Annotated in this window: 26 protein-coding genes; 15 read left to right on the top strand and 11 right to left on the bottom strand. The window is 54.9% G+C overall.

Annotated features, from left to right (window positions below; genetic code table 11):
- Positions 1 to 441: 441 nt before the first annotated feature.
- The 5 genes from TMES_RS10310 (at position 442) to TMES_RS10290 (ending at position 6,051) form a co-directional block, all read left to right on the top strand.
- Positions 442 to 1,617, top strand: coding sequence for a Re/Si-specific NAD(P)(+) transhydrogenase subunit alpha (locus tag TMES_RS10310; RefSeq protein WP_085582174.1), 1,176 nt, complete (start codon positions 442 to 444; stop codon positions 1,615 to 1,617).
- Positions 1,610 to 2,053 (top strand): NAD(P) transhydrogenase subunit alpha part 2, encoded by a 444-nt coding sequence (locus TMES_RS10305; protein ID WP_085582172.1) that lies wholly within the window; start codon positions 1,610 to 1,612, stop codon positions 2,051 to 2,053. Before TMES_RS10310 ends, TMES_RS10305 begins: the two co-directional genes overlap by 8 nt.
- Positions 2,054 to 2,068: 15 nt before the next feature.
- Positions 2,069 to 3,466, top strand: a complete 1,398-nt coding sequence (locus TMES_RS10300) for an NAD(P)(+) transhydrogenase (Re/Si-specific) subunit beta (protein WP_085582170.1) — start codon at positions 2,069 to 2,071, stop codon at positions 3,464 to 3,466.
- A 118-nt stretch (positions 3,467 to 3,584) separates the two neighbouring features.
- Entirely contained in the window at positions 3,585 to 4,781 is a 1,197-nt protein-coding gene (locus tag TMES_RS10295) for a DUF3644 domain-containing protein (RefSeq protein ID WP_211275901.1), read from the top strand.
- 682 nt (positions 4,782 to 5,463) lie between these two features.
- Complete coding sequence (locus TMES_RS10290; protein ID WP_245835340.1) at positions 5,464 to 6,051, top strand: hypothetical protein; 588 nt, start codon at positions 5,464 to 5,466, stop codon at positions 6,049 to 6,051.
- Positions 6,052 to 6,074: 23 nt separating this feature from the next.
- Here the strand turns inward: TMES_RS10290 and TMES_RS22625 are convergent, their stop codons facing one another.
- The gene (locus TMES_RS22625; RefSeq protein WP_143589617.1) at positions 6,075 to 6,827 is read right to left on the bottom strand and encodes a hypothetical protein; all 753 of its coding nucleotides are present in this window, start codon (positions 6,825 to 6,827) and stop codon (positions 6,075 to 6,077) included.
- Between the two features lie 216 nt (positions 6,828 to 7,043).
- A complete protein-coding gene (rpsU, locus tag TMES_RS10275; protein ID WP_007091098.1) occupies positions 7,044 to 7,247 on the bottom strand; it encodes a 30S ribosomal protein S21 in 204 nt (67 codons plus the stop codon).
- Between the two features lie 224 nt (positions 7,248 to 7,471).
- Here rpsU and def point away from each other — a divergent pair, with 224 nt between their 5' ends.
- Both def and TMES_RS10265 read left to right on the top strand, forming a co-directional pair.
- Positions 7,472 to 8,065 (top strand): peptide deformylase, encoded by a 594-nt coding sequence (gene def / locus TMES_RS10270; protein WP_085582164.1) that lies wholly within the window; start codon positions 7,472 to 7,474, stop codon positions 8,063 to 8,065.
- A gap of 1 nt (position 8,066) precedes the next feature.
- Complete coding sequence (locus TMES_RS10265) at positions 8,067 to 8,768, top strand: COQ9 family protein (RefSeq protein ID WP_085582162.1); 702 nt, start codon at positions 8,067 to 8,069, stop codon at positions 8,766 to 8,768.
- Positions 8,769 to 8,879: 111 nt separating this feature from the next.
- Here the strand turns inward: TMES_RS10265 and TMES_RS10260 are convergent, their stop codons facing one another.
- The 3 genes from TMES_RS10260 to purE form a co-directional block, all read right to left on the bottom strand.
- The gene (locus tag TMES_RS10260; protein WP_085582160.1) at positions 8,880 to 9,515 is read right to left on the bottom strand and encodes a thermonuclease family protein; all 636 of its coding nucleotides are present in this window, start codon (positions 9,513 to 9,515) and stop codon (positions 8,880 to 8,882) included.
- 344 nt (positions 9,516 to 9,859) lie between these two features.
- On the bottom strand, positions 9,860 to 10,960 hold the full coding sequence (locus tag TMES_RS10255; RefSeq protein WP_085582820.1) for a 5-(carboxyamino)imidazole ribonucleotide synthase: 1,101 nt from the start codon (positions 10,958 to 10,960) through the stop codon (positions 9,860 to 9,862).
- 169 nt (positions 10,961 to 11,129) lie between these two features.
- On the bottom strand, positions 11,130 to 11,630 hold the full coding sequence (gene purE / locus TMES_RS10250) for a 5-(carboxyamino)imidazole ribonucleotide mutase (protein WP_085582158.1): 501 nt from the start codon (positions 11,628 to 11,630) through the stop codon (positions 11,130 to 11,132).
- A gap of 298 nt (positions 11,631 to 11,928) precedes the next feature.
- Here purE and TMES_RS10245 point away from each other — a divergent pair, with 298 nt between their 5' ends.
- The gene (locus TMES_RS10245; RefSeq protein ID WP_158091220.1) at positions 11,929 to 12,879 is read left to right on the top strand and encodes a GGDEF domain-containing protein; all 951 of its coding nucleotides are present in this window, start codon (positions 11,929 to 11,931) and stop codon (positions 12,877 to 12,879) included.
- Between the two features lie 133 nt (positions 12,880 to 13,012).
- Here TMES_RS10245 and TMES_RS10240 read toward each other — a convergent pair whose 3' ends face one another.
- Positions 13,013 to 13,219, bottom strand: coding sequence for a YdcH family protein (locus TMES_RS10240; protein ID WP_085582154.1), 207 nt, complete (start codon positions 13,217 to 13,219; stop codon positions 13,013 to 13,015).
- A 135-nt stretch (positions 13,220 to 13,354) separates the two neighbouring features.
- Here TMES_RS10240 and TMES_RS10235 point away from each other — a divergent pair, with 135 nt between their 5' ends.
- From TMES_RS10235 to TMES_RS10220, 4 genes are all read left to right on the top strand, one after another.
- The gene (locus tag TMES_RS10235; protein ID WP_085582152.1) at positions 13,355 to 14,461 is read left to right on the top strand and encodes an ATP-dependent 6-phosphofructokinase; all 1,107 of its coding nucleotides are present in this window, start codon (positions 13,355 to 13,357) and stop codon (positions 14,459 to 14,461) included.
- On the top strand, positions 14,458 to 15,051 hold the full coding sequence (locus tag TMES_RS10230; protein WP_245835338.1) for a TIGR02444 family protein: 594 nt from the start codon (positions 14,458 to 14,460) through the stop codon (positions 15,049 to 15,051). Before TMES_RS10235 ends, TMES_RS10230 begins: the two co-directional genes overlap by 4 nt.
- Before the next feature lie 514 nt (positions 15,052 to 15,565).
- Positions 15,566 to 15,745, top strand: coding sequence for a YdcH family protein (locus TMES_RS10225; protein WP_342746308.1), 180 nt, complete (start codon positions 15,566 to 15,568; stop codon positions 15,743 to 15,745).
- A gap of 748 nt (positions 15,746 to 16,493) precedes the next feature.
- Positions 16,494 to 18,401, top strand: coding sequence for a propionyl-CoA synthetase (locus TMES_RS10220; RefSeq protein WP_085582148.1), 1,908 nt, complete (start codon positions 16,494 to 16,496; stop codon positions 18,399 to 18,401).
- Positions 18,402 to 18,535: 134 nt separating this feature from the next.
- On the opposite strand, the gene TMES_RS10215 is transcribed toward TMES_RS10220, so the two are convergent.
- Positions 18,536 to 19,765 (bottom strand): MFS transporter, encoded by a 1,230-nt coding sequence (locus tag TMES_RS10215; RefSeq protein ID WP_085582146.1) that lies wholly within the window; start codon positions 19,763 to 19,765, stop codon positions 18,536 to 18,538.
- A complete protein-coding gene (locus tag TMES_RS10210) occupies positions 19,762 to 20,415 on the bottom strand; it encodes a GNAT family N-acetyltransferase (protein WP_085582145.1) in 654 nt (217 codons plus the stop codon). Before TMES_RS10210 ends, TMES_RS10215 begins: the two co-directional genes overlap by 4 nt.
- A 133-nt stretch (positions 20,416 to 20,548) precedes the next feature.
- Between TMES_RS10210 and TMES_RS10205 the strand changes: the two genes are divergently transcribed.
- Positions 20,549 to 21,487, top strand: a complete 939-nt coding sequence (locus tag TMES_RS10205) for a LysR family transcriptional regulator (RefSeq protein WP_085582143.1) — start codon at positions 20,549 to 20,551, stop codon at positions 21,485 to 21,487.
- A 37-nt stretch (positions 21,488 to 21,524) separates the two neighbouring features.
- On the opposite strand, the gene TMES_RS10200 is transcribed toward TMES_RS10205, so the two are convergent.
- The 3 genes from TMES_RS10200 to TMES_RS10190 form a co-directional block, all read right to left on the bottom strand.
- Complete coding sequence (locus TMES_RS10200) at positions 21,525 to 22,334, bottom strand: DeoR/GlpR family DNA-binding transcription regulator (RefSeq protein WP_085582141.1); 810 nt, start codon at positions 22,332 to 22,334, stop codon at positions 21,525 to 21,527.
- Positions 22,335 to 22,488: 154 nt separating this feature from the next.
- Positions 22,489 to 23,178 (bottom strand): DUF1013 domain-containing protein, encoded by a 690-nt coding sequence (locus tag TMES_RS10195; protein WP_085582139.1) that lies wholly within the window; start codon positions 23,176 to 23,178, stop codon positions 22,489 to 22,491.
- A gap of 278 nt (positions 23,179 to 23,456) precedes the next feature.
- Positions 23,457 to 24,464 carry an NAD(P)H-quinone oxidoreductase gene (locus tag TMES_RS10190; protein ID WP_085582138.1) on the bottom strand — a complete coding sequence of 336 codons (1,008 nt, stop codon included), beginning with the start codon at positions 24,462 to 24,464 and terminating at the stop codon, positions 23,457 to 23,459.
- 177 nt (positions 24,465 to 24,641) lie between these two features.
- On the opposite strand from TMES_RS10190, the gene TMES_RS10185 reads away from it, so the two are divergent.
- Together TMES_RS10185 and TMES_RS10180 are read left to right on the top strand one after the other, a co-directional pair.
- A complete protein-coding gene (locus tag TMES_RS10185; protein ID WP_085582136.1) occupies positions 24,642 to 24,836 on the top strand; it encodes a DUF1192 domain-containing protein in 195 nt (64 codons plus the stop codon).
- A 394-nt stretch (positions 24,837 to 25,230) separates the two neighbouring features.
- The gene (locus tag TMES_RS10180) at positions 25,231 to 25,707 is read left to right on the top strand and encodes a DUF1465 family protein (protein WP_085582134.1); all 477 of its coding nucleotides are present in this window, start codon (positions 25,231 to 25,233) and stop codon (positions 25,705 to 25,707) included.
- Positions 25,708 to 25,785: the final 78 nt, after the last annotated feature.

The raw sequence follows: 25,785 nt of genomic DNA, 5'->3' as shown, positions 1-25,785 counted from the left end.
TATTTGTGAACCAAAAATAAGTTAAGTGTGATTTTTATGCCGGTTTGCTGTTGAGGTCTTGAGAAGAAAATCGCATCTTTCGGTCAACGCAGACAAAGCGGGGCGCTGGTGAATGTTTGTCCTGAGCATCATCGGCGGGTGGGACCCGGTTTGTCACCAAGGCTTTGCGGCCTTGGAACGCGTGGTGGGAAAGCGGGCGGTTTCTTCTGTTAATTCAGAAGAACCGCCTTTTTTCGTCCTGAACCGGATTTTCCGTCTTGCGGGAAACGGGGAAGGGGCCTTTGCTGCCAGGGGTGTAATGCCCTTACCCACAGAACGACCGGCACGCCGGACAAGGGTTTAACAAAACAATACCGAAGCCCCGCAAACAGGGGCGCTACAATAAACGAATGACCGACATACCAGACAGGATTGTTCAATTAGGGAAGGAGGTACGACGCGATGAAGCTGGCCGTTCCAAAAGAAATATGGCCCGGTGAAAAACGCGTTGCCATCACCCCTGATACCGTCAAGAAATTTACGGGATTGGGGTTCGAGGTGGTGATCGAAACCGGTGCAGGCGAAAATGCGTCGATAGCCGATGATCGTTACATCGACGCCGGTGCAACCATTGCCAAAACCGCCAGGGTCGCGACCGATAATGCCGATGTGGTGTTGAAGGTCCGCCCGCCCATGGTGGAAGGCAAAATCAACGAACTTGCGACCTATAAAAAAGGGGCCGCCGTTATCGGGTTGTTTGACCCCTATGACCGCGCCGAGCTGATCGGCAAAATGGCCGAGGCTGGCGTTACCAGCTTTGCCATGGAGCTGGTGCCGCGTATTTCGCGTGCGCAGTCGATGGATGTTTTATCCTCGCAATCAAACCTTGCCGGCTATCGTTCTGTGATTGACGCGGCCTATGAATTTGGCCGTATTTTTCCCATGATGATGACAGCGGCCGGCACCCTTGCCCCGACCCGTGTTGTTATTGTCGGTGCCGGTGTGGCCGGGTTGCAGGCAATTGCCACGGCCAAGCGCATGGGGGCTGTTGTGTCGGCATTTGACGTGCGCCCGGCGGTAAAGGAACAGGTCCAGTCACTGGGCGGTACCTTTATCGAGGTGGAGGATGACGAAGCCGAAACGGCGGAAACCGCAGGCGGCTATGCCCGGGAAATGTCGGATGACTATAAGAAAAAGCAGGCGGATAAGCTAAAAGACGTTTTGGCAAAAACCGATATCGTCATTACAACCGCCCTAATTCCCGGCCGTCCGGCCCCTGAAATTGTCACAGCCGATATGGTGGCAGGCATGAAGGATGGCTCGATCATTATTGATCTGGCGGCCGAACGCGGCGGCAATGTGGCCGGGGTCAAGCTTGGCGAAACCACGATCACGGCTAACGGGGTTAAAATTATCGGTCCGGCCAATATTGTAAGCTCGGTTCCGACCGATGCTACTGCGATGTATGCCAGAAACCTTTTGAATTTCGTTACCCTGATGGTGGATGGCGAAAAGAAGGAACTGGCCTTTAACCGCGAAGACCAGATCATTGCCGATACCATGTTGACCCATGACGGCAAGATCGTTCATCCGAAATTTGGTGGTGAAGCAATGTCGGAGGAAGCTTCCAATGGCTGATCAATCTCTCACCCAGTCTGCCAATGACATGCGCGATGCAGCCCTTGGTCTGGCCGAAAAGGCCGCCAAGCTTGCCGATCAGGTGGCGGCAGGGGCGCATGATATGGCAAATGGTGCGACCAATGCGGCATCCCACGTCGCGTCATCGGGCGGGGTTAGCCCCACTGTGATCGGCCTGACGGTTTTTGTGCTGGCCTGCTTTGTTGGCTATTACGTGGTGTGGAAAGTAACACCTGCCCTGCATTCGCCATTGATGGCGGTGACCAATGCCATTTCATCGGTAATTATTGTCGGCGCGCTTGTGGCGGCTGGCCCGGTGGACATGAACATCTCCAAGATTATGGGGTTTGTTGCTGTGGTGCTGGCGTCGATCAATATCTTTGGCGGTTTCATCGTCGCGCAGCGCATGCTGCAGATGTTCAAGAAAAAGAAGTAGGGAAGGGGAAACATCATGTCGGAAAACCTGTCGGCTTTCCTGTATCTGGTCGCCTCGGTCTGCTTTATTTTGTCCTTGCGCGGCCTGTCATCACCTGATTCCGCCCGTACCGGCAATATGCTGGGCATGGTCGGCATGGCGATTGCGATCTTCACCACCCTGGCATCGCCGGGGGTTTTGTCTTACACCGCCATCATTGTCGGCATTTTAATCGGCGGGGCGATTGGCACCATCATCGCCCTTAAAATTAAAATGACGGCCCTGCCGCAGCTTGTGGCGGCGTTTCACTCGCTTGTCGGGTTGGCCGCCGTGTTTGTCGCCGGGGCCGCACTTTATTCGCCCGGTGCCTATGGCATTGGTGCGGTGGGCGATATTCACCCCGCCAGCCTGATCGAAATGGGGCTTGGCGTTGTCATCGGTGCCATCACCTTTACCGGCTCGCTGGTGGCGTTTGGCAAGCTGCAAGGCTTTGTCTCGGGCACCCCGGTGCAGTTTAGCGGCCAGCATTTGCTTAATCTTGGCTTTGCAATCGCCATTGTTGTGGTCGGTATTGTTTTTGTCACCACCGAAAGCCACGTGGCGTTCTGGCTGGCGGTTATTCTGGCACTGGTATTGGGGATCACGCTGATCATTCCGATTGGCGGGGCCGATATGCCGGTTGTGGTTTCCATGCTCAATTCCTATTCGGGCTGGGCGGCGTGCGGCATTGGTTTTACCCTGCAAAACAACGCGCTGATCATTACCGGCGCGCTGGTTGGCGCCTCGGGTGCGATCCTGTCCTACATCATGTGCAAGGGTATGAACCGCTCGATCTTTAATGTTATTCTCGGCGGTTTCGGGGTCGACGCAAGTGGTGGCTCTGCCGCTGGCGGTGATGCCGACCGGGCTGTGAAATCGGGCTCGTCCGATGATGCGTCTTTCATCATGAAAAACGCCTCCAGCGTCATCATCGTGCCGGGCTATGGCATGGCGGTGGCACAGGCGCAGCATGCCTTGCGTGAAATGGCCGACCTTCTCAAAGCCGAAGGCGTTAAAGTACGCTATGCCATTCACCCGGTTGCCGGGCGGATGCCGGGCCACATGAACGTTTTGCTGGCCGAGGCTGGTGTGCCTTACGAAGACGTTGTCGAAATGGACGAAATCAACCGCGATTTTGGCACCGCCGACGTGGCCTTCGTGATCGGGGCGAACGACATTACCAACCCCGCCGCCAAAACCGACCCGTCATCGCCGATCTTTGGCATGCCGATACTCGATGTGGAAAAAGCCAAAACGGTGCTGTTTGTGAAACGCAGCATGTCGGCAGGCTATGCCGGTATCCAGAACGAACTGTTCTTCCGCGATAACACCATGATGCTGTTTGGCGATGCCAAAAAGATGTGCGAGGAAATCGTCGATCAGCTTGATGGGTGATTCGTTATTCTGACATTAGAGCGAAAGAGGCAGCCATTTGGGTTGCCTCTTTTTTTATGTATTTTTAATTGATTTTAGTTTTATCTGAATTTGAATTTATTTCATTTCGGAGAAGGTTATGGTTCGCCGCAATATGGGTAATCGCCTTACGAATTACGAAGTTTCTATGGTCAAAGCCATGGTCGAAGATACAGGACTGCAAGATCAGGATATACAGTCTTATTTCACTCGTCCTGCGAGAACGATAAATCATGCGAGAATTTCCGATATAAGGCATGGCAGAGCAAGAAACTCTGTTAATCGAGCCAGTCCGGAAGAATTACAGGGATTTTTCGACCAGTGGCCGGGATATGATCTTGAAACTGGCTTGTCAACAGATGGAGACGACTTGGTCGTAAAGGCGCGAGAGGCAATGATTGCGGCAGTGTATGTCTTTAACAGCGCTGGTTTGTATTTTAAGACTGAGCTGTTTATTGTAACTGCCATAATATCTTGGACTTATGCAATGCATGCTTGGTTTCGGAAGCATAGGATTGATTATAGGTATTCCGTTCGCGGCGAGGTCCAGCTAACAGCAAATGGAGCTGAGAAATATATAGAGCTTGGTGCTTGTTTGCGGCATGAGAGAAATCCGTTGTCCAACGGTGTGCGAAAAAATCTTGAATTCTTACTGGAAATTCGGCATGAAATCGAACACAGGTCGACGCAAAAAATAGATGAGGCCGTAGGTGCTAAATTGCAGGCATGCTGTTTGAATTTTAACAGTTTTATCAAAAGAGAGTTTGGACCGCAGTGTGGCTTGGATCGACGTCTTTCCCTAGCGTTGCAATTTTCGACGTTTGGAACAGATCAAAGAAATTACCTTAAAAAGGAATCGAATTTACCGAGACATATAGAAATGACGATTGATCATTTTGAGAATAATTTAACAGAAGATGAAATTTCTGATCCTGCTTATAGGTATAATGTTGTTTTTGTTCCAGTTATAAAACAGCGACGGTCAGCCGCTGACTCTGCTGTGGAATTCATTAAAGCAGAAACGCAGGAGGAGCGAGCGCGGGTAAGTCAGATTTTTCTTCGAGAAGTTGATCGCAAGCGATATACGGCGACCCAGGTTGTAGGTCTTATGAAGACTGCAGGATATCCGAACTTTTCTATCCGCAACCATACTGAGCTATGGCAAAAATTAGATGCCAAACGATCTGAGGCTGGATTGGGAAATCGTGGGGACTATCAAGGCTCTTGGGTCTGGTTCGAGTCTTGGGTACGCAGAGTACGGGCGCATTGTGAAGAGAACGCTGAAAAATATGCCTGATTTAATTGGTTGGATCGCAGAAACCCGGCAGTCAAAACTCCGGCGTGTGCGGATGGGCGGTGCCGAGGTGGTTTAGGCCTTAACTGTGCCAGAAATTTCACGATAGCCTAGCATCGTGGTCGCCTCCATTTAGGCCTTTGCGCGTATTGTATGCGAGCACGAGGTCGCTCAGGCAGCTCAAATGTTGCCTATGGCCACCGAGGAGCATGGGTGGCGACCGTGTTTGCTGGGTGTGTTAGTATTTTTCGCGATCCGTATGACCCCAAAAAGGCAGAGGGTTACTGTTGGGGGCGGACGCGCATGGCAAGGGATACTTGCGCGAAATTGGGTCGGTTGTTCTTGGAGCAGGCGCTGATTTGCTGGCTGTTAAGGTGATCAAGGCTGGCGCGCAGTTTGAAAACGTGGCGTCGTTTGGTGCTGGGGCATGTTACAGGCGGATGACCGTTGGCATTATGCATTGGCACGCGTACGGGACGCGTTCTGTCGTTACTTCCAGATCACCCGTGTCGACTTTGTAGGTTTAGCGATTAAACACGAGGATTGAGCCGAGGGATTTCAGGCCAGTTTGAAAATAACTCGTTTCCCCGCCATCAGGTCTTTCCGACTTGCCTGAAAAGCAGTGCCAGGTGACACTGCCACAGGTTTTTATCGCTGATATGGTGGATGTGTGGTGAAGCTTCGCGTGGTCAGAATTTCCCTCTTTGCCATCGTGCTGTTGTCGCTCGCACTGGCGTTATCGATTGCCGGAATTGTGCTGACGTATACGCGCCTGAGCGCCGAGACGCCGGTGGCGGAGGTAACCTTTGAACCGGTTGGAGCGGAGGAATTTAACGCCTATTTGCGACTGCCCGGCGAGGATATTCAGCGCAAATACACGATTTATGGCGATCAATGGCGCGTGGATGCGCAATTTGTGAAGTTAAAGCCGTGGGCCAATATTATTGGCATGGATGCGCGCTATCGCCTGGACCGGTTAGAAGGGCGTTATGCCGATATAGAGCAGCAAAATACCGGGCCGCACCGGGCTTATGATCTGGCGTCCCGGTATAGCGGCTCGGTTGGGGCATGGCTGTTGCCGTGGAATTTTCTGATTGATGCGCAATATGGCAGTTCGACCTATACCGACATTTCCACCAGCACCACTTTTACTGTTTATCGCGCGCAATCTGGTCTGTTGGTGCGTGAGCAACCCGTTAGGGCAATTCACAGCAATGCGGGCGGCATTGGTCGCCTGTTTCACTGGTTGCTGGGCGATCAGGTGCCGAAATAACCGGGTTTTGCGGCTTGAACCGGCTATTTCCCCGGTAGTGGGGCCGGGGTTTGGGCTGAGCCAGCGGGGTTTGTGCCGGGGGTGGCGGGTTTGCGGGCACCGGCGGCGGCAATATGTTCGACCTTGGCGATTTTGGGCGGTTTGGCCTGTTTATAGGCACGCGCATCATCGGCAAGGGTGGTTTTGGCCCAGCTTTCCATATCGTCGGACAAGGTTTTGTCGTCTGGCCCCATAATGGTCAGGGTGTAGTCATCCGCGCAGGTGTCGCCGCAGGAAAAATGCAGGATGGCGGCGGCTTTGATCGTGCCGTCATTGCCCAGCACGATCGCCCCTTTTTCCGGGCAGCTATGGGCGCGACACGCGCCGTAAAGCCACAAGTCATTCCCGATTTTCTGGCGCACTTGCGGTGGGCCGCCCAGCACGGCAATCACCTGATCGATCTTGCTGCCGTTTTTATAAAGCCAGTCGGCATTGCCCGCGCCAACAAAAGCGCCAACCGCATCGGCAAAGCCTTCGGACCAGATTAACTGGTTGGTGTCTTCGCACAAGGCAAGGTCGCGGGTGTTGCAACGTGGTGCAGGTGCAGGGGGCTGTGTGTCTTTGGGGGCGGGGGATGTTTGTGTTGTTTGGCCGGGAGGCGTGGCAGTGGAAGCCGGGGCGGATGTTTGGGCGCGGGCAGGCGACGCGGCCAGCGCTGCAATGGTTGTGCCGAGGACGATACAAACAGTTTTGATCGAAAAGCGGGGGCGGGGTTGGGCGTGCTGGGGATCGGTCAAACGGGATGCTCCTGCAACGGATGGACTATGGGAAATAGATAGTTATTTTGTGGTCCAAAACAACAGGGCGGTGGTGCGGGTTTGTTTTAAAAACACAAAACCCGCCAGGCTTGCGCCACGGCGGGTTTCGGCACGGGTCCGATTTTGAAAAATCAAAACTGATAAAGCAAAATCGACCGTACAGTCACGTTCGAGGAACCCCGAAAGTGAAAAAGACTAGAAGCCTTCGCGCTCGATGCGCTTGCGCTCCAGCTTGCGAGAACGACGGACTGCTTCCGCCCCTTCGCGAGCTTTCTTCTCCGACGGCTTTTCAAAGTGACGACGAAGCTTCATCTCACGAAAAATGCCCTCGCGCTGCATCTTTTTCTTAAGCGCCTTCAGAGCCTGATCGACATTGTTGTCGCGAACGATTACCTGCACGGAAACCACGCTCCTTTCAATAAAATACAATAAGCCGGAAGGCAGATATGCCAACCGGATGCTAAAGCGGCCAACATGGCCGTGGCGGTTATATAGTCCAAAGCGGATGAAAAGGGAAGAGGGCAGCGTCACAGATCGCGCTGAACGTTTGTCGCAAATTGTTCCGCCACATTTATATAAGATAGTTCTTGGCAGCAAACAGGGTTTGGTCGGATAATATAACCATGTCGATATTAAAAATTGCCCGGATGGGCCACCCGGTTTTGCGCAAGGTCGCGAAACGGGTTGAAAACCCGAACGACCCTGAAATCATTCGCTTAATTGCCGATATGATTGAAACGTTGAAGGATGCAGGCGGCGTTGGTCTGGCCGCCCCGCAGGTGTTTCAGTCTGTGGCGGTGATGATATTTTTTGTGCCGCCCAGCCGCACGACGGAGGATGACGCGGAGAGCGAAGTTCCGTTAACGGTGCTGATCAATCCCGAGATTGAACCGCTTGAGGACGACGAAAAGGTCGGTGGCTGGGAAGGGTGCCTGTCGATTCCCGGTTTTCAGGGCTTTGTGCCGCGCTGGGGAAAAATCCGCTATCGCGGCATTGATCAAAATGGCGACCGGGTGGAAAAAACCGCCAGCGGCTTTCACGCCCGCGTGGTCCAGCATGAATATGACCATCTGATCGGCGTTATGTATCCCGAACGTATGGAAGACATGACCCTGATGGGATTTACCGAAGAATTGCGCCGCGACCCGCCTGATGTTTCGTCTGATACATCAGATGCAGACCGGCGAGATGATGGCGACGCGCAACAGGAGGAATAACATGTCGGTTGAGGAAAGTTTTGCCCGTATCGCCCAACAGCGCGACGATTTGGTGCGCGCAGCCCTGGAACATGTGGCCTTTGACGGCTGGAGCAAGCTGACCTTGCGCACCGCAGCCGAGGATCTGGGCTGGTCACCGATGGAGGTGGACCGCCTGTTTCCCGGCGGTATTGGCCAGGTGATAGAGCATTATGTGGCATTGACCGACCGCGACATGATGGACCGGCTGGCCGCGATGGACATCAAATCGATGAAAATTCGCGCGCGTATTGGTGCGGCCATCCGGGTGCGGCTGGATTTGGCAGAAGCGCACAAGGATGCAGTTCGGGCCGCTGTGGCACATTTGTCGTTGCCGCAAAACCTGCCCAAAAGCCTGCGCATGACGGCCAAAACGGTTGATCTGATGTGGCAGGCGGCGGGTGATACCTCGACCGATCATAACTGGTACACAAAACGCGGCCTTTTGGCCGGGGTTTATGGATCAACCCTGATGTATTGGCTTGACGATACGTCAGACGGGCATCAGGCCACCTGGGAATTTATGGACCGTCGGATTGGCAATGTGATGATGATCCCCAAGGTCACGGCAAGCCTTGGCAAGGTCGGTAAGGTTGCAGGCACCGGGCTGCGCATGGGCCGCAAGGTGGCATCGTGCCTTCCAACACCGGGGCGGGTTGCCCGGCAATTTGGCAATATGCGTTAGGTCCCTCTGGTAGCTTGATTGAATAACAAAACCGTTGCCGTGCAACATGCAGGCAACGGTTTTTGTTTTTAAGCGCAGGGCAACGGCAACAGCAACAGGCAACCGGAATGATCAGGGCATTAAAAAGCTGACAAGGGTCCGGTCCGGTTCGCGCTGCGCTTTCATTTCGGCAGCAAGGTCGATATTGAAAATCGCATTGCGCATTGCGGCATTGGCACCGGGTCGGGTTTTGGTATCGGGTTTGCGGGTGGCGGCAAGCAGGGTTGCAGGCGGGGAACCCATCCACAGGCCTTTGTGATTGTCGCGGGCAAAATTCTGATCGGCGATATAGGTTTTGCAGCGCGGATAACCGTCGCACACATTCATATCTACCATCGCCCAGCCCGCACGCAAGATCAGCCGGTTAAGGTCGCTTTGGCCGATATGGCATTCGGTCAGCATCGGGAACAGCTGGCTGTCGGATACTTTTTCGCACGAAACAGCGTAATCCTGCACAATCCGGCGCACAGCCTGGGCTGCGGCATCGCCACATTGAAACGGAATGTCATCGACCCGGCAAACAGTGCCCGGTTGGGGCGCGCGAATACCAAACAGGTCCACCGCCATCGCGCCAAACAATAACTGGTCGCCCTTGATCACTTGGGGGAAACCCGCCGCGCCGGGGTTGTTAGGGCTGGCCTGTGTCGGGGCTATCTGTAAAAAAACAGTTGCCGTAAAAAGTGCCAGAATGCCGAAAAATTTTTGCATCGTCCGTTGCCTTCGTAATGACCTGCCGGGATATCAGCAAAAGCAATGCCAGTTTTGGCAGGCAGATTATGCCGCCCTGCCGTGCAACGGCGTGCAGCCCGCTATTTTTGCCAATATCGCCCAGTATGGCAGCGCCAGACGCGGCGAAATACCGGACAGACGGGGTATTGAAGGGCAAAAACGGGGGAGGAGGGCGGCAAGCGCAACGCTTCTATTTGCCCTGCCCTATAAGGGTTGCTGGCACAATGCGGGCAAAAAAATACCCCGCCAGCGTGATGCTGCGGGGTATTGGCGTGGTTGTTTATCTGGCGGCGGTAAGGGTTTATTTGCGCAAAGCCAGCGGGTTAGCGTTTGGTTTTGGTGGGGCGTAACCACGTCACATGGCCCATTTTGCGACCTTCCTTGGCTTCGGCCTTGCCATAAAGGTGCAGTTTGGCATCCGGGTCGGACAAAATTGCCTGCCAGGCATCAATATCGTCGCCCAGAAGGTTTTTCATTTCCGCATCCGAATGGTTGGCCGGATCGCCCAGTGGCAGGCCGCATACCGCGCGAATAAACTGTTCAAATTGGCTGGTAACACAGGCATCAATCGTCCAGTGGCCGGAATTGTGCGGGCGCGGCGCGACCTCGTTGACCAGCAATTTACCATCGCGGGTGACAAACAGTTCAACGGCCAAAAGCCCGATAAATTCCATTTTTTCGGCCAGGGTCTTGGCAATTTTTTCGGCTTCGGTGCGCAAGGTCTGGCGGATTTGGGCCGGGGCGATGGTGACATCAAGAATATGGTTGGCGTGGCGGTTTTCCACTGGGCAAAAACAGGCCATTTTGCCATCAATGCCCCGGGCCACTATCACCGAAAGCTCGCGTTCAAAATCAACAAAACCTTCGAGAATGGCTTCGTTTCCGCCCATATCAACCCAGGCCGATGCCAGGTTGGTGTCCTCGGTGATTTTAACCTGGCCTTTGCCGTCATAGCCCATTTCGGTGGTTTTCAAAACCGCAGGGCGGCCCAGTTTTTCAACGCTGGCTTCCAGATCGGCCAAAGACCGCACGGCGGCAAACGGGGCAGTGCCGATGCCATGCTCGTTGCAAAAGGTTTTTTCGCGCAAACGGTTTTGCGAAATATGCAGGCATTGCCAGCCCGGACGCACAGGCACCATGCCAGAGAGCAGCTTGACCGCGTCATAAGGGACGTTTTCAAATTCAAACGTCACCACATCCACGCTGGCCCCAAATTCCTTAAGGGCGGCAAAATCGGTATAATCGGCGACAGTGGCCTTGTGGCAAACCTGCTCGGTCGGGCTGTCTGCGCCGGGGCCAAAGACATGCACACGATAGCCCAGTTCAGCCGCCGACAGGGCGGCCATGCGGCCCAGCTGACCATTGCCCATGATGCCAATGGTGCCGCCAGGGGCGATAATGCGTTTGTCAAAATCAGGGGTCATCTGGGTCCTCGGATCGGAAGGGCGGGCACGAAGCGAAACAAAATTATCTTTAACCATCGCCAAAGCGGTTTATGCACATGATACCGCTTCACGCGCAATGGCAACATCTCTGGCACGATATAATGTCAGATGCCTGCAAGCGCATGGCCAAAATGGCGTATTATTCGGTTTATTCGGTCGGATCAACCGGGGCTTGGGCAACGGCGTCGGTCTGGCTTTGGCGCCAGGAATCAAGCCTTCCTGCCAAAGCATCGTCCATCAATGCCATGATGCCTGCTGCCAGCAATCCGGCATTTTTGGCACCCGCCGCCCCAATGGCCAATGTGCCAACCGGCACACCACCGGGCATTTGCACGATGGATAGCAAGCTGTCCATCCCCTTAAGCGCGCGGCTTTGCACCGGCACCCCAAGCACGGGAAGCGGCGTCATGGCAGCGGCCATGCCAGGCAAATGGGCCGCCCCGCCAGCACCGGCGATAATCACCTTCAACCCGCGGGATTTGGCAGTTTTGGCATAGTCAACCAGACGGTCCGGGGTGCGGTGGGCCGAAACGATTTTCGTTTCATAGGCGACGCCCAGCGTATCAAGAATATCGGCGGCATTTTTCATGGTTTCCCAGTCGGACTGGCTGCCCATGATAATGCCGATTGCCGGGCGGGGGTCGCTCATGATGAGGCTCCGTTTTGGTCGTATGCGTTGCGAAGGCCCGCATTATAGGGAGGTCGCATCGTCATGCAAGCGCAAGACCGGCCTCAGGCAGGTCCAAACCGGTAAAAATCGCCCTTTGCACGCCGAACCCGGCGAAATTGCCATAATTTTGCCGAACTACCCCTTAAGGGTGCTACAAGTTGAAAATCATTTGCTGCATTATGTCTTTAATGGATTTAGTTTTGATAATGTTCTAAGATAGAAAATGGAACCATGCCATGCAGGCTGTTCCAAAACGCAGGTAGCGCGAGAAGCCGACATGAAAGTCACAGAGGCGCGGATGGCATCGTCATCCTTTGGTGCCGGTTCTGAAGGACGGAACCCTGGCACCAACCACGCAGCACAGGCCACACAGGCATATGGTCGCGCCGCCCCTGGCGGGCGCGACGGTGGATATTTGCCCGAAGACGGCCACGGTCAGGGCCATCGCGATGCCAGGGATGGCAGTGCGGGGGGCAGGGGATCGTCATCGGGCCGGGGCGGGGCATCGGGCAAGGACACGGCGATTGACCCGGCCGATCTTTTGGGAATCCCTTCTGAACAAATTACGCCTGCGGTTGAACGTGCGCTGTCACGGCTGATGTCGCGGGTAGATACCCTTGTGACGCAGTTGGAAACGGTTCAGAAACACCAGCAGGAACTGGCCCGTCGCGCGTCGCATGACCCGTTTACCGGGTTATTGTCGCGCCCGGCTTTTATGCAAATTCTGGAAAACGAAATTTCGGCCAAGTCGGCGTCGGGAACCCCGCGTTGCCTGTTATTGTGCGAAATTGCCGATCTCGAAAGCCTGTCAAACACCTATGGACAGGCCTGCAAGGACGCCATGATTGCCCAGCTTGCCGAATTTCTGGCGGTTTACATTCAGCGGCCCAATCAGTTGGGCTATCTTGGTTGCAATGATTTTGCCGCATTGCTTTATAATGTCGATGCTGCCGAAGGCTGGCGTCGCTCGCAGGCCATAAGCCAGCAATTACAACGTGCGTCTTATTACTGGGACGGGCAAAAGGTGGATTACCGGCTGGTTTTTGGCATTTATCAGATCGGACCGGCCGAAACCCTGACCAGTGTTATGGGCGGGGTTGACCGTGAATTGCGGTCCTCGATTGCCCGGTTTCATCATCTTAACCACACCGATAGCGTAATGCCGCAAAACATGCCCCCCGCCGGACGGAAAAATCCGCCAGACGGTATGGGCGGCGCATCGTTATAACCCGATGGTCTGCACGCGATTGCCAAACGCGCGAATGCGTCGTTGGGCGGGCAAAAACGGCTGTGGGAAAAAGGTCTGCGGGGCGGCTTATGCCCCGTCTGGGCGCAATGTGGGGTTGATATCAGGCCATGATTTACGCAATGATATCGGGCAGTATTTGCGACTCGGCATAACGAATTTCGTCTTTAAGCGCCAGTTTCCGCTTTTTCAGTCTGACAAGGCGCAATTGGTCATGACGCGGGTTATGCGCCATTTCCGCGATGGCTATGTCCAGATCGCGGTGTTCCTCGCGCAGGGTGGCCAATTTTTTTTCAATCTCGATCTGATTGATATCGTCCATTTTTGATCCAGCTTATTTATCAACGCGAAGAGCCTGTCATACTATCAGAAACAGGGCACGTAACCCACATCAATAATCCGCAAGCGCGGATCATGTGCCCGGGAATGATGATGGCGTATAAAACGGGAGATGTTCATGCGGATCGGAATTTTGACCAGTGGTGGCGATTGTGCCGGGTTAAATGCAGTTATTCTGGCTGTGGTGCGCCGCGCGGTACTGGGATATGGCTGGGATGTGGTGGGGATCCGTCAGGGAACGCATGGCTTGTTGCAACGCCCGCCATCTGTAATGCCCCTGAATGATCAGGTTAATAATGACGGTATGTTACGCCTGGGCGGCACCATTTTAGGCACCATTAACAAAGGCAATCCGTTTAACTACCCAATGCCCGATGGCAGCTTTGCTGATCGCTCCGACGAGGTGATTGCAGGATATAAATCGCTGGGGCTTGATGCGCTTATTGGTATTGGCGGCGATGGCAGCATGGCCATTTTGCGCCAGTTGGCCCAGCAGGGCGACATTAACCTGGTGGGGATTCCCAAAACCATCGACAATGATCTGGCCCATACTGAATATTCGGTCGGCTTTACCACGGCGGTGAATGTTGCGGTTGAAGCCATGGACCGGCTGCAACCCACCGCCGCCTCGCATGACCGCATCATGATTTTGGAAGTCATGGGCCGCGATGCCGGGCATATCGCCCTTTTTGCCGGTATTGCCGGGGGGGCCGATGTTATTTTGATCCCGGAAATGGATTATGACCTTGAGGATTTAACCCGGCATTGCCTGAATATTCGCAAGCGGGGCCGCAACCATGCGCTGGTAATTGTGGCTGAGGCGGTGAAAACCGACAAGGGCGATAGTGTTACGGTTGGCAGTGACGGGCAAAAAGCCCGCTATGGCGGCATTGGCCATTGGCTGGCCGAGGAACTGGGCGAACGTACCGGCTGGGAAACCCGCGTGACCGTGCTGGGCCATGTGCAGCGCGGAGGAACACCTTCGCCGCGCGACCGCCTGGTGGCATCAACATTCGGGGTGCATGCGGTCGATTTAATCGCCCAAAACAAATTTGATCGCGTGGTGGCGTGGCAAAAACGCCGGGTGGTCGATGTGCCAATGGCCGATGTAATTAAAGGCCCCAGTCTGGTGGATACCGGCGACACCATGGTTTCAACAGCAATTGGCCTTGGCGCTTATATGGGAACCCCGCCCGAGCATAAAAGAACGGCAAAAATCGTTTGAAATACAACAATATCCGGGCCAATACAGGGGCAGGATATGCAGGTAAAAACACCAGGGCAGGCGTGCCGGTTTGGGCCGGTCAGGACCTGCCCGGTCATCAGACAGGGTTGCGCAAGATGGACGCCAAAGCGTTATGGAAATTTACGGTTGCCTTTTACGGGCGGCCCGGGGTTGCCCCTGTGTGTTTGGACCTGCAGGAAAAATGCGGGCTGGATGTGAATTTGCTGTTGTTTCTGGCGTGGCTGGGCCTGCAGGAAAAGGCCCCCCACAGCATTTCCGCCCTTGAAGCCGCGGTGCGCGACTGGCGCGAGAATGTTATTTTGCCGTTGCGCACTCTGCGCCGCCATATGCGCGAAAACCCGCGCGATACGGTTCAGTCCCTGCGCGACCAAATTAAAAAAGACGAACTTGCCGCCGAGCGGATCGAGCAGGAATTGCTGTGCGAAGCGGTTGAAACCATTCCCGCCGGGCACGATAAAACAGCCCCCTTGCGGGCCTATCTTTCGCCGACCCGGTTTAATCTGGATCAGGATGAATGCAACGACGCCCTTAAAACCTTGATCGGGCATCTGGCCCGGGTCGAGATTTAGGCAGGGGCTTGGCCCCGCTATCTGGCTGATCGGGGCAGAGTGTGAGCGTTTGAGCGCGTGGGCATGTGAATGCGGGCCGTGAAAGCGACTCGGCCATGGGCGTTGAGGTGGCGCGGAACCGGGTATTTTTGGGGTGTCATGCGAATTTACCACGAGCGATGCCATAACGAACCATGTCAAAGCCTGATACGAAATAGCCAGACTTTAACCTGCTGATATCACCATGATTATTGCGGTGTCATCTGGCGATGGCGGCTGTGTGCCATTAATTTGTTATCGTCGGGTTTGCGTTTTGGCATTATCGTTGCCAGGGTGCAGGCGGGTTTTTACGGGCGATACTGTGAAACAGGTCACCCCGCGAAAATGGCGACGAACCCCCTGAAACATCACTGAAAACTGCCGGTTTGACGATCTATTGTTAGGCTGTCTTGCGAAAAATTGAACGATTTATGCGCGGAAAGACTGGCAATTAGGTTACAGAATTACTACCATTTTGCTGTGGGCAATATCAGGAATGAGGAGTAGGCGAATGAGCGTTCAATCCCATATCGAAGCTCTTACTGCCAAACATGCCACGCTCGAGTACGAGCTCCATTCGGAGCAATGTCGACCGTCCCCTGATTTATCGCGAATCTCAAGTATCAAACGGCGCAAACTGGAAATCAAAGACGAGATTAACCGGATCACACACTGAAAAAGGATGCTGATGTTCCCGGTAAAGCGACCAATGGTTTGAACCAGCCAAAGTGTCATTTGCCGATGTAAAGAACGACCCCTTTTATTTTAGCCGCCTCCGGTTTGTGCCCACACCGTGAGGCGGCAAATATGTTATCTCCCCGTATATCTCCGACGTCGCAACACCTTGAAAATCATAGCCGATACAGGGCGATGACAGTTTCATACAGGCCGTTTTGCCCGTGGCATAAGGTTAATTGTGGTGTTTGCGAACGGCCCCTTTTTGTTATTCCCGCCCAAGGTGCGTGCGCGCACTAGAGCATGTTTCCTTTAATAAGACCCATTTTGTTTAATTTTGACGTGCCGTTTGGCAAGGCACAGCGCGCCGCGCGATGCGGCGCATCGGGCAAGCGGTGTAACGCCGTCAAACGCCGTCAAAATTGAACCCTCCGGGCCCGCGCATTTTGCTGCTCGGCTACGTCGAAATCCTTGTCCGTAACCCCGTTACGCCCTGCGGACTTCTCCTTGCCGAGCAGCAAAATGCGCCGGCAGAATGGGTCTTATTAAACGAAATATGCTCTAATATCATTCCAGACAAGGCTTTCGGGAATCGACCAATGTCTAAGGGGTGTTTTATCCATAAATCGGTATTATAATGCGGAATTAACGAAGCGCCACCAAACCGGCATTGCCCCGGCGTTATCGGGGCACAATACCGGAACCTGAATAATGGTCAAAATGACCGCCACGCGGGAGGAACTACACGAATGCCGGGCTGCTATCAGGATATTTACGACCATTCGATCACAGAGCGCGATGCCTTTTGGGCCGAGGCCGCCAACGCCCTGGTCTGGGATAAAAAGTGGGACCAGGTGATTGACCTGTCGACCCAACCCTCCGCACAGTGGTTTGGCGGGGGCATGGTCAATACGTGTTTTAACGCGCTGGACCGCCATGTTGATGCCGGACGCGGCGATCAGAATGCCCTGATTTATGATAGCCCGGTGACCGATACCGTTGCCCACTATACCTATCGTGAACTGCGCGACGAGGTCGCCCATTTGGCCGGGGCGATGCAGCAACGGGGTGTGGGCAAGGGCGACCTTGTGATTATTTATATGCCCATGATCCCGCAGGCAGCGATGGCGATGCTGGCCTGTGCGCGGATCGGGGCAATTCATTCGGTGGTTTTTGGCGGGTTTGCGGCGCACGAACTGGCCACCCGGATTAACGATGCCAAACCGAAATTGATGCTATCGGCGAGTTGCGGCATCGAAGGCAGCCGGGTTATTGCCTATAAACCGTTGCTGGACCGCGCGATTGACCAGGCCACCCACAAACCCGATGCTGTGTTTGTGTGGCAACGGCCCCAGGCCAAGGCCGATTTAACCCCCGGGCGTGATTTTGACTGGCACGACATATGCGCCAAAGCCAGCCCGGCTGATTGTGTTTCGGTCGCCGCGACCGACCCGCTTTATGTTTTATATACATCGGGCACCACCGGGCAGCCCAAGGGCGTTGTCCGCGATAATGGCGGCCATATGGTGGCGCTGAACTGGTCGATGAAAAACATTTACGGTGTTTCGGCGGGCGATGTTTTTTGGGCCGCGTCCGATGTTGGCTGGGTTGTGGGCCATTCCTATATTGTTTATGGGCCGCTTTTGGCGGGCTGCACCACGGTGTTGTATGAAGGCAAACCGGTCGGCACCCCCGATGCCGGGGCCTATTGGCGGGTAATTTCCCAACACGGGGTCAAGGCGCTGTTTACCGCGCCAACAGCGTTTCGCGCCATCAAACGCGACGATCCCAATGCCGAACTTTTGAAGGATTACGATCTTTCGTGTTTTGAAGCGCTTTATCTGGCGGGCGAACGGTCCGACCCCGATACATTGCAATGGGCCGAACGGCATTTGGGTGTACCGGTGATTGACCATTGGTGGCAAACCGAAACCGGCTGGCCGATGTGCGCAAACCCGCGTGGCATTGAATTATTGCCCATAAAATATGGCTCGCCGACGGTGGCGGTTTGTGGCTGGGAAGTCCATGCTGTCGATGAAAGCGGCCACGAATTACCGCGCGGCAAAATCGGGGCGCTGGTGGCAAAGCTGCCACTGCCACCGGGAACGTTGCCAACCCTTTGGCATAATGACGCGCGCTTTGTTTCATCTTATCTGGCGGAATATCCGGGTTATTATGCCACAGGTGATGCCGGGTTTATCGATGAAGATGGCTATATTTATGTCATGTCACGCACCGACGACATTATCAATGTAGCCGGGCATCGCCTGTCGACCGGGGCGATGGAAGAAGTGCTTTCCGGGCATCAGGATGTGGCCGAATGTGCCGTTATTGGCGTGCATGATGATTTGAAAGGCCAGGTTCCGCTGGGCTTTATGGTGTTAAAGGCCGGGGTCAACCGCCCTGATAGCGAAATTATCGCCGAAGTCATCGCCATGGTTCGCGACCAGATTGGCCCGGTGGCAGCGTTTAAGCAGGCCACCATTGTGGAACGGTTGCCCAAAACCCGGTCTGGCAAAATTCTGCGCCGGACCATGCGGTCTATTGCTGATGGCGAAACCTATAAAACCCCGGCCACCATCGACGACCCCGGCATTTTGCCCGAAATTACCGACGCCCTGCGCGATATCGGCTATGCCCGTGACGTTGCAGGCTAGGGCGGTGTCACTGGTTTTGGTGTTCCTGTTGTTATAACGGGTTTCTCATTGTCGTTTTAAATGCATATCCCGTTCGGGCCAGTCCCACCGACCCACCCTCGTTTGGCCCGAATTTCCAGAGCCGTCCGCTGCCGTTATGGTGCGGACGGTTTTTTTTGCGCGTTATCCAGTTTGGCGCGCAACAAAAGGGCACATAACAAGGCAGCAAACGATAACCCCGCCAAAATGCCAAAAACAGCCGGTGCCCCCCGGCTTTTCAAGGCCATTGCAAACAGTGACGGGGCCAGGGCGGACAGGATAAATCCGGGTAGCAATAATACGCCGACCTTTTTGCCATAATGGCCGGGTGCAAATATCATCAGCGGCAAGGTGCCACGCGTGATGGTTAAAACGCCGTTTGCCGCCCCGAAAGCCACGGCAAAAACCCCGGCCATGGTGATGGATATTGTGCCTGCCAACCCGGGAACAAAGGCAAGGCCCAGCACCAGTGTCGCCCCGATGGTGACGGTTGCCGGGTTAAAATTACGGCCAAAGATGGTGTCGGCCAGTCGCGACGCTGTTTGCCCGATGCCGCGTAGGCTGGCGATATTGATGGCCGCGGCCCCCGCCAGCCCCAACCCGGCCAGCAGTGAAATCATGTGGGCCGACATTGCAGCGTTGATAATATTGATCAGCGACATGATCAGCGCATAAAGCAGGCCGCATACCATTTGATGGCGCGGGGACAGGGGGGCCGCGGAAATTGTCGATGATGCCAGCTTTTGTGCCGGTGCCGTCTTTACCGGCGCATTAATATCTGTTTGGTCCCCGTGGTGCCTGCCCGGCAGGGCAAGATGCAACGGCAGGGTCAGGGCGGCAAACCCGGCATAGCATAACAAAGCCGCCGTCAGGCCAAACCGGCTGTCGAGATAATGGCCCAGCGGCCAGAAAACTGTTGATGCCAGCCCGCCAAACAGCGTGATCTGGCCCATGGCGCGCCGGGCGTTTTGCCCGCCAATGCGCGCAAGGGCGGCAAAGGCGGCGTCATACAATGTCAGGCGCATGGCAATTCCCAGCACCAGCCACGCGGCGAAATAGCCGGTTACGGTGTTGCAGGTGGCCAGTGTGAGGCAACCCGCGACATTAAACAGCGATCCCGCCGCCATGACCATGCGGCCACCGTGCCGGTCGATCAGCTTTCCACACAGGGGCGAGACAATGCCCATCACCAGCAAGGCCAGCGAAAAGCCACCGTAAATGACGGTTTCGCTCCAGCCATGATACTGGCTAAGGCGTGGGCCAAAATTGCCAATCAGGTAATAGGCGGTCCCCCAACTGATCATTTGCGCCAGCCCCAGCCGGATGGTCAGGCCGGGCGTTATCATTTTTCGACCCGTGCCGGGCGTGCGGGAATGTCGCCGTTTGTCGAGGCCAAAGTGGGATTGGTGGAAAGTGGACCGGGCAGCATATCGGCATTTGAGTGCAGCGGGCGCTGCATTAATACCGAGTCCAGCCATTGGCCAAATTTATAGCCCACCTTGTAAAAGGTGCCGGTGGTTTGAAAACCATGTTTGCGATGCAGGGCGATCGAACCGGCATTGTTGCTATCGCCAATCGCGGCGACCATTTGCCGCCATGGGCCTGCTTCACAGCGGGTAATCAGGGCGGCGAGCAGGGCATTGCCAACACCTTTGCCATGATGTGTCGGGGCGACATAAATCGAATTTTCGACTGTATGGCGATAAGCTGTGCGCACCCGATAGGGTCCGGCATAGGCATATCCGCACACGATGCCGGTTTGGGCGTCAATCGCGACTAAATAGGGAAAGCCGCCCGCGAGCAGGGCCTTTTGGCGTTTGCCAAGTTCTTCGGCGCCGGGCGGAATTTCCTCGAACGAGGCGGTGCCATGTAAAACGGCGTGGGTGTAAATTTCACTAATTGCCGCGATGTCTGCCGGGGTGGCGTCGCGGAGGGCGACGGCAGCTTTGCCTGCAATATTGGGGGCGCATGGCGAGGAAGGGGGTGTGTTCGGCATTTTTATAAAAACTCTGGCTTGTCGGGGCGCATGGCATCATTGGGCGCCGGTTGCGTTGGTTGGCAAAATATAGATTGTTCGATCTTATAAGTATGTGTTTGATTATTTATGCAAACCATAAGGAAAATCTATAATGCGGGGTTTCAGCCTTGATCAGTTGCAGGCCTTTGCCGATGTGGTCGAACTTGGCAGTTTTTCGGCCGCAGCCGAGCGCCGCAATTTAAGCCAGCCCGCGATTAGCCAGCAGATAAAGCTTTTGGAGCAACGGCTGGGCGTGCGCCTGATTGAACGGATTGGCAAACGCGCCATGCCCACCGCCGCCGGGCAGGCCTTGCAGGCCCATGTCGGCCCAATCGACCAGTCGGTTCGCAATGCGCTCGATGCGGTGGTGCCGTTTGGCACCGGTATGCGCGGGCGGGTGCGTATCGGGTGCGGGGCCACGGCGTGCATTTATTTCCTGCCAGCGGTATTGGCCGATATTCAGCACCGGTTTCCGGAACTCGAAATTTCGGTCAAAACCGGCAATACCGCCGATATGGCCCGGATGGTCGAAGACAATGACCTTGATATCGGCTTTGTGACATTGCCGGTTGCCAGCCGGGCGCTCGATATTACCCCGGTGATGAAAGACCCGTTCGTGGCGATTTTTTCCGCCGATAGCGACGTTTCCGATGTGGTTACACCGCAACAGCTGGTTGGTTATCCGCTGGTGTTTTTTGAACAGGGGTCAAATACCCGTGTTCTGGCCGATACGTGGCTGCGCATCCAGGGCAAGGCATATCGCCCGGTCATGGAACTGGGCAGTGTTGAAGCGGTCAAGGAACTGGTGGGGGCCGGGTTGGGCGCATCGGTGTTGCCATCAATGGCGGTCATTCATGGACGCACCCGGTTGCCGGTTATTTCCCGGCCCTTGTCACCGTCATTGGGGCGGGATCTGGCAATGATCATCCGGCGGGACAAAACCCTGACACAAGGGTTGCGCGCGGTGCAAAACGGCATTTTTGCCGCAGGTCGCATCGGTGATAACGGCGATAACGGCGATATCAACAGCGATGACGCGGTTACAGATTAAACGTAGCATGCGGCTGGAATGTTAAGCCGTGGGTGGTCTAGTGTTCGTCGGGCACGTAAAAGGTCGGAAATTCGGCACCCGGTTCGGGCACATGCAGTTCGACCCCGGTTTTCTTGATCATGTTGATGATGGTATCGGGCGGGGTGGTGTCGGTGAAAAAGGCCGATACCTGGGCAATGTTGCCCCCGCGCACCACGGCGTTGCGGCCAAATTTGGTATGGTCAGCCACCAGATAGTTTTGCCGGGAATTTGCCAGAATAGCCGAGCGCGCGCGCACTTCCTGTTCGTCAAAATCCAGCAAGCTGCCGTCGGGGTCGATCCCGCCGACGCCGAAAATGCCGTAATCGACCTTGTAGCTGTTAAAAAAGGCCTCAACCTCGGGCCCCAGAACGTCGCGATCGCGATTGCGCAACCGGCCGCCAATCAACGTCACATCAAAGCTGTCATTGGTTGCGGCGACATAGGCGACATTCAGGTTGTTGGTGAAAATCCGTAACGACCGGTGCTGCAGCAGCGCACTGGCAACCAGTTCCGGCGTGGTGCCAATGGAAAAAAACAGCGAGGCGCCATCGGGAATATGGCGGGCCACCAATGCCGCAATTTTTCGTTTTTCGTTTACATGCAAAACCTTGCGCGCCCGGTAGGCGATGTTTTCATGTTCGAGTGCCGGTTCAACACCACCGTGGCGGCGGCGCAGTAACCCTTCTTCGCATAACGCGTTAACGTCGCGACGAATGGTTTGGGCGGTGACCTGAAAACGATCAGCAAGGTCTTCGATGGTGCGAAATCCGTCAGCACGCACTGTTTCAACAATGCTGGCCTGACGTTCGGTTGGGCGTTTTTGCATAAAATTGTTTTTCTATCGGCCTGTTTCAGTGTGCGAATGAATGCTAATGCAGGCGCGTTTCAATAATATGACGGTTCGGCTGCATTCATATGAAACCAACAAACGGGCCAAAAAGAAAGGCCGCCTTGCGGCGGCCTTATCTGATCGGATGGGGTTAGCTGCGGAAAAGGTTTTCGGCAGCTTCCTTGTAATTGTGAGGAGACTTGTTGCGGTCATCCCTTTTGTTCTTGTCAGAACCGGCACCGGGCAAATCGGGTTCCGGTTTGATCTGCAATTCTTCGGGCAGCGGATCAGGCTCGACATCGCGAACAATCTTTTCCGGGTTCTTGTTGCGCGCGATCACAACCTGTTTTTCAAGGTCAAGTTCGGTGCAAAGACCCATGGTAACCGGGTTGCGCGGGACAAGGTTGGCCGAATTCCAATGGCTGCGATCGCGAATTTTGCCAATCGTATCCTTGGTCGTGCCAATCAGCTTGCAAACTTGTGAGTCTGCAAGTTCCGGGTGATGCTTTAACAGCCACGCAATGGCGTTCGGGCGATCCTGGCGTTTTGAAACCGGGGTATAGCGCGCGCCCTTGCTTTGCGAGCGCGGACGCGGCAGGTCTGATTTTGCCAGTTTCAGAATTTCACGCGGGTCTGCTTCGCAGCGGGTGATTTCTGCCTGGGTCAATTGACCATTTGTCACCGGGTCGCGACCGACAATGCCCTGACTGACATCACCATCGGCGATGGCCTGAATTTCAAGCTCATGCAAACCCGTGAAGGCGGCAATCTGCCGGAATGACAAGCCGGTATTGTCGATAAGCCATACAGCGGTTGCTTTCGGCATGAGGGGCTGAGCCATAATTCCTCCTGTTATCATTTAACTTCTGGAGACCGGCGATGGGTAAACACCCCAAAAACGCGGCTATATCTGCCCCAGAATATAATCCTTTTCGGTGGTTCGGCAATGCAGCGGGCCAACCAGCAGCCAGCCGCGCGCGAATGCCCAACGCACCACAGCGTTCTTTTCGGTCAATGCGCACCTAAAAGCAACATTCTGTTGCGTCCAAAGGGCAAGAATATTTTTCCCGACCCGATTTGGGGCGTTAAAAGCCAAAAACCGGGTCGAGATTACAGCATTTACATCATTTTTATCACGACTTTGCCGATATGAGCACCTTCTTTGAGAATATTGTGTCCTTGCTGGGCATCGTCAAATGCCACTTCGCGGTAAATAACCGGTTTGATCTTGCCCGCATCAATCAGCGGCCAAATGGTTTTGCGCAGTTTGGCGGCAATGGCCCCTTTGGCGGCCACCGGCTGGGCGCGCAGGGTGGAGCCGGTCAGGGTCAGGCGTTTGCGCAGCAGCGGCAAAAAGTTGGTATCGGCCTTGGGGCCGCCCAAAAAGGCAATCACGGCAATGCGGCCATCCTGGGCGGCACATTTGAAATCGCGGCCAATATAATCGCCTGCCACCATATCAAGAATAACATTGGCGCCTTTGCCATCGGTCAGGTCCATAACCGCGGTGTCAAAATCCTGCTCGCGGTAATTAATGGCGTGGTCTGCCCCCAGATCAAGGCAGGCTTGGCATTTATCGGCACTGCCCGCCGTGGCAAAAACCGTGGCCCCCATGGCCTTGGCCATTTGAATGGCGGTGGTGCCAATGCCCGATGTGCCCCCATGGACCAAAAAGACTTCGCCAGCCTGTAACTGTGCCTTGTCGAACACATTGTGCCAGACGGTAAAAAACGTTTCGGGCAGGCAGGCGGCCTCGGTCATGCTCAGGCCCTTGGGGACTGGCAGGCACTGTTGCGCGGGCACAACGGCATACTGGGCATAGGCCCCGCCGGTAACCAGTGCGCACACATCCATCCCGGCTTGCCATTCACCGCAATCCGCGCCGCAGGCCACAATTTGCCCGGCCAGTTCCAGACCGGGAATGTCCGATGCGCCGGGGGGCGGCGGGTACATGCCTGCAACCTGCATTAAATCGGGGCGGTTAATACCGGCGGCGGCAACCTTGACAAGTACCTCGCCGGGGCCCGGTTGGGGGCAGGGGGCGCTTTGTGTCACCAGTTGGCCGTTTTCACCGCTATTTTCAATGGCGATGACCTTGATGGTCTCGGGAATTTTTTGCGCGCTCATGGCTCGTCCTTTATGGCGAAAGTGATCATTGCTTATTATCTAGTTTTCAGAGCGATAGATGAAAGGCTTTTGTCGCCATGTTGGTGTGGTCCGTGTGGTTTTGGTGGGATGGCGTCTTGCAAGACCGGGCTGATTTTTGTGACAGAGCCTTTGAAACAACAAGAGTGGAGGGCGAAGATGACGGATGATGATCTTTTGAAAATCGCTGCGGCAGGCATGCCGGTGGGCATTCCGCGCGACCTTGAAGACATGTCAGTCGAAAACCTGGCAGCCTATAAATCTGTATTGTTGTCTGAAATTGAACGGGTGGAACAGGCATTGATCCGGCGTGACGGGGTGCGCAAGGGAGCAGAGGCTCTGTTTAGAACCTGAATATTTCAAATAAAATTCATAGGGTTGTCATTTAAACGATAAAATAAACCCTGGGTTCATTGAATGTTAATTCTGCTGTTCTATATGTAAGATTAAGGGTTCAGTCTTGATCCCTTGTCGAACGTGATGTTTCGATGCCTCCCTGTTAAACTGGGCCGCCCTTTTATAGGGCGGTTCTTTTTCGTGCTGATCATACGTACTAATACCGATAGTCACATTTCTGACACTTATGTACTTGACCCGGCCAGAGCCGAGCGTATAGGTTTTCAAAAAATAAAACAGTCCGGCAAGTTTAGCAGGTTGAGGCAGAGGTCGCTCTTATCAGGAGCGGCCTCTTCGTTTTTGGGCTGACGCGATGCTTGAACTGTCTTGAAAACGGTCCAATATACGGGGGATGACACATGATCCACCGTCCTTCAGGCAAAAGCGCAGCCCTGACAGCAACTTTGTCATTGTGCCTTTTTCAAAAACCTATGACGAGGCCCTGACCTTGCTGGTCGAGGCACGGGATTATCTGTCTGCCCATCGCCATCAAAACCGGCTTAACTTGCGCGAAAACGGTGCCCTGGCGCAGTTTCGGGAAGAAATGCGCATGACCACCCGGCTGATCAGGACAATGGCATGGCTGCTATCGGTCCGCGCGGTGGAAGCCGGTGAAATCGACTGGGCCGATGCGGTGGACAGCGACGACCTGATGGCGGACATCAGGGTTTGTATCAAGGATGAACAGGAAAACTGCATTATGGCGTCGTCCGCCCTGTTGGAGCTAATGGCGCGCGCGCAAGCCCTGTATATGCGGGCCGCCCGCATGGAGCTGCAGGTTGCCGCCCGGTATCGCACCTGTAATGACCCCCCGGAACCGCAAAAATAACAACCTGCCAAACAGCAGGATATGTTCTGGCCGTTGTTGCCGGTTCGCCAGTTCGCCAGTTCAAAGGGCCGTAGCCGT

The organism is Thalassospira mesophila, assembly GCF_002115755.1.
In the GTDB taxonomy this organism is placed as follows: domain Bacteria; phylum Pseudomonadota; class Alphaproteobacteria; order Rhodospirillales; family Thalassospiraceae; genus Thalassospira; species Thalassospira mesophila.
Note: the sequence above shows the minus strand (reverse complement) of the source record. Positions and strands in the feature narration are given on the sequence as shown.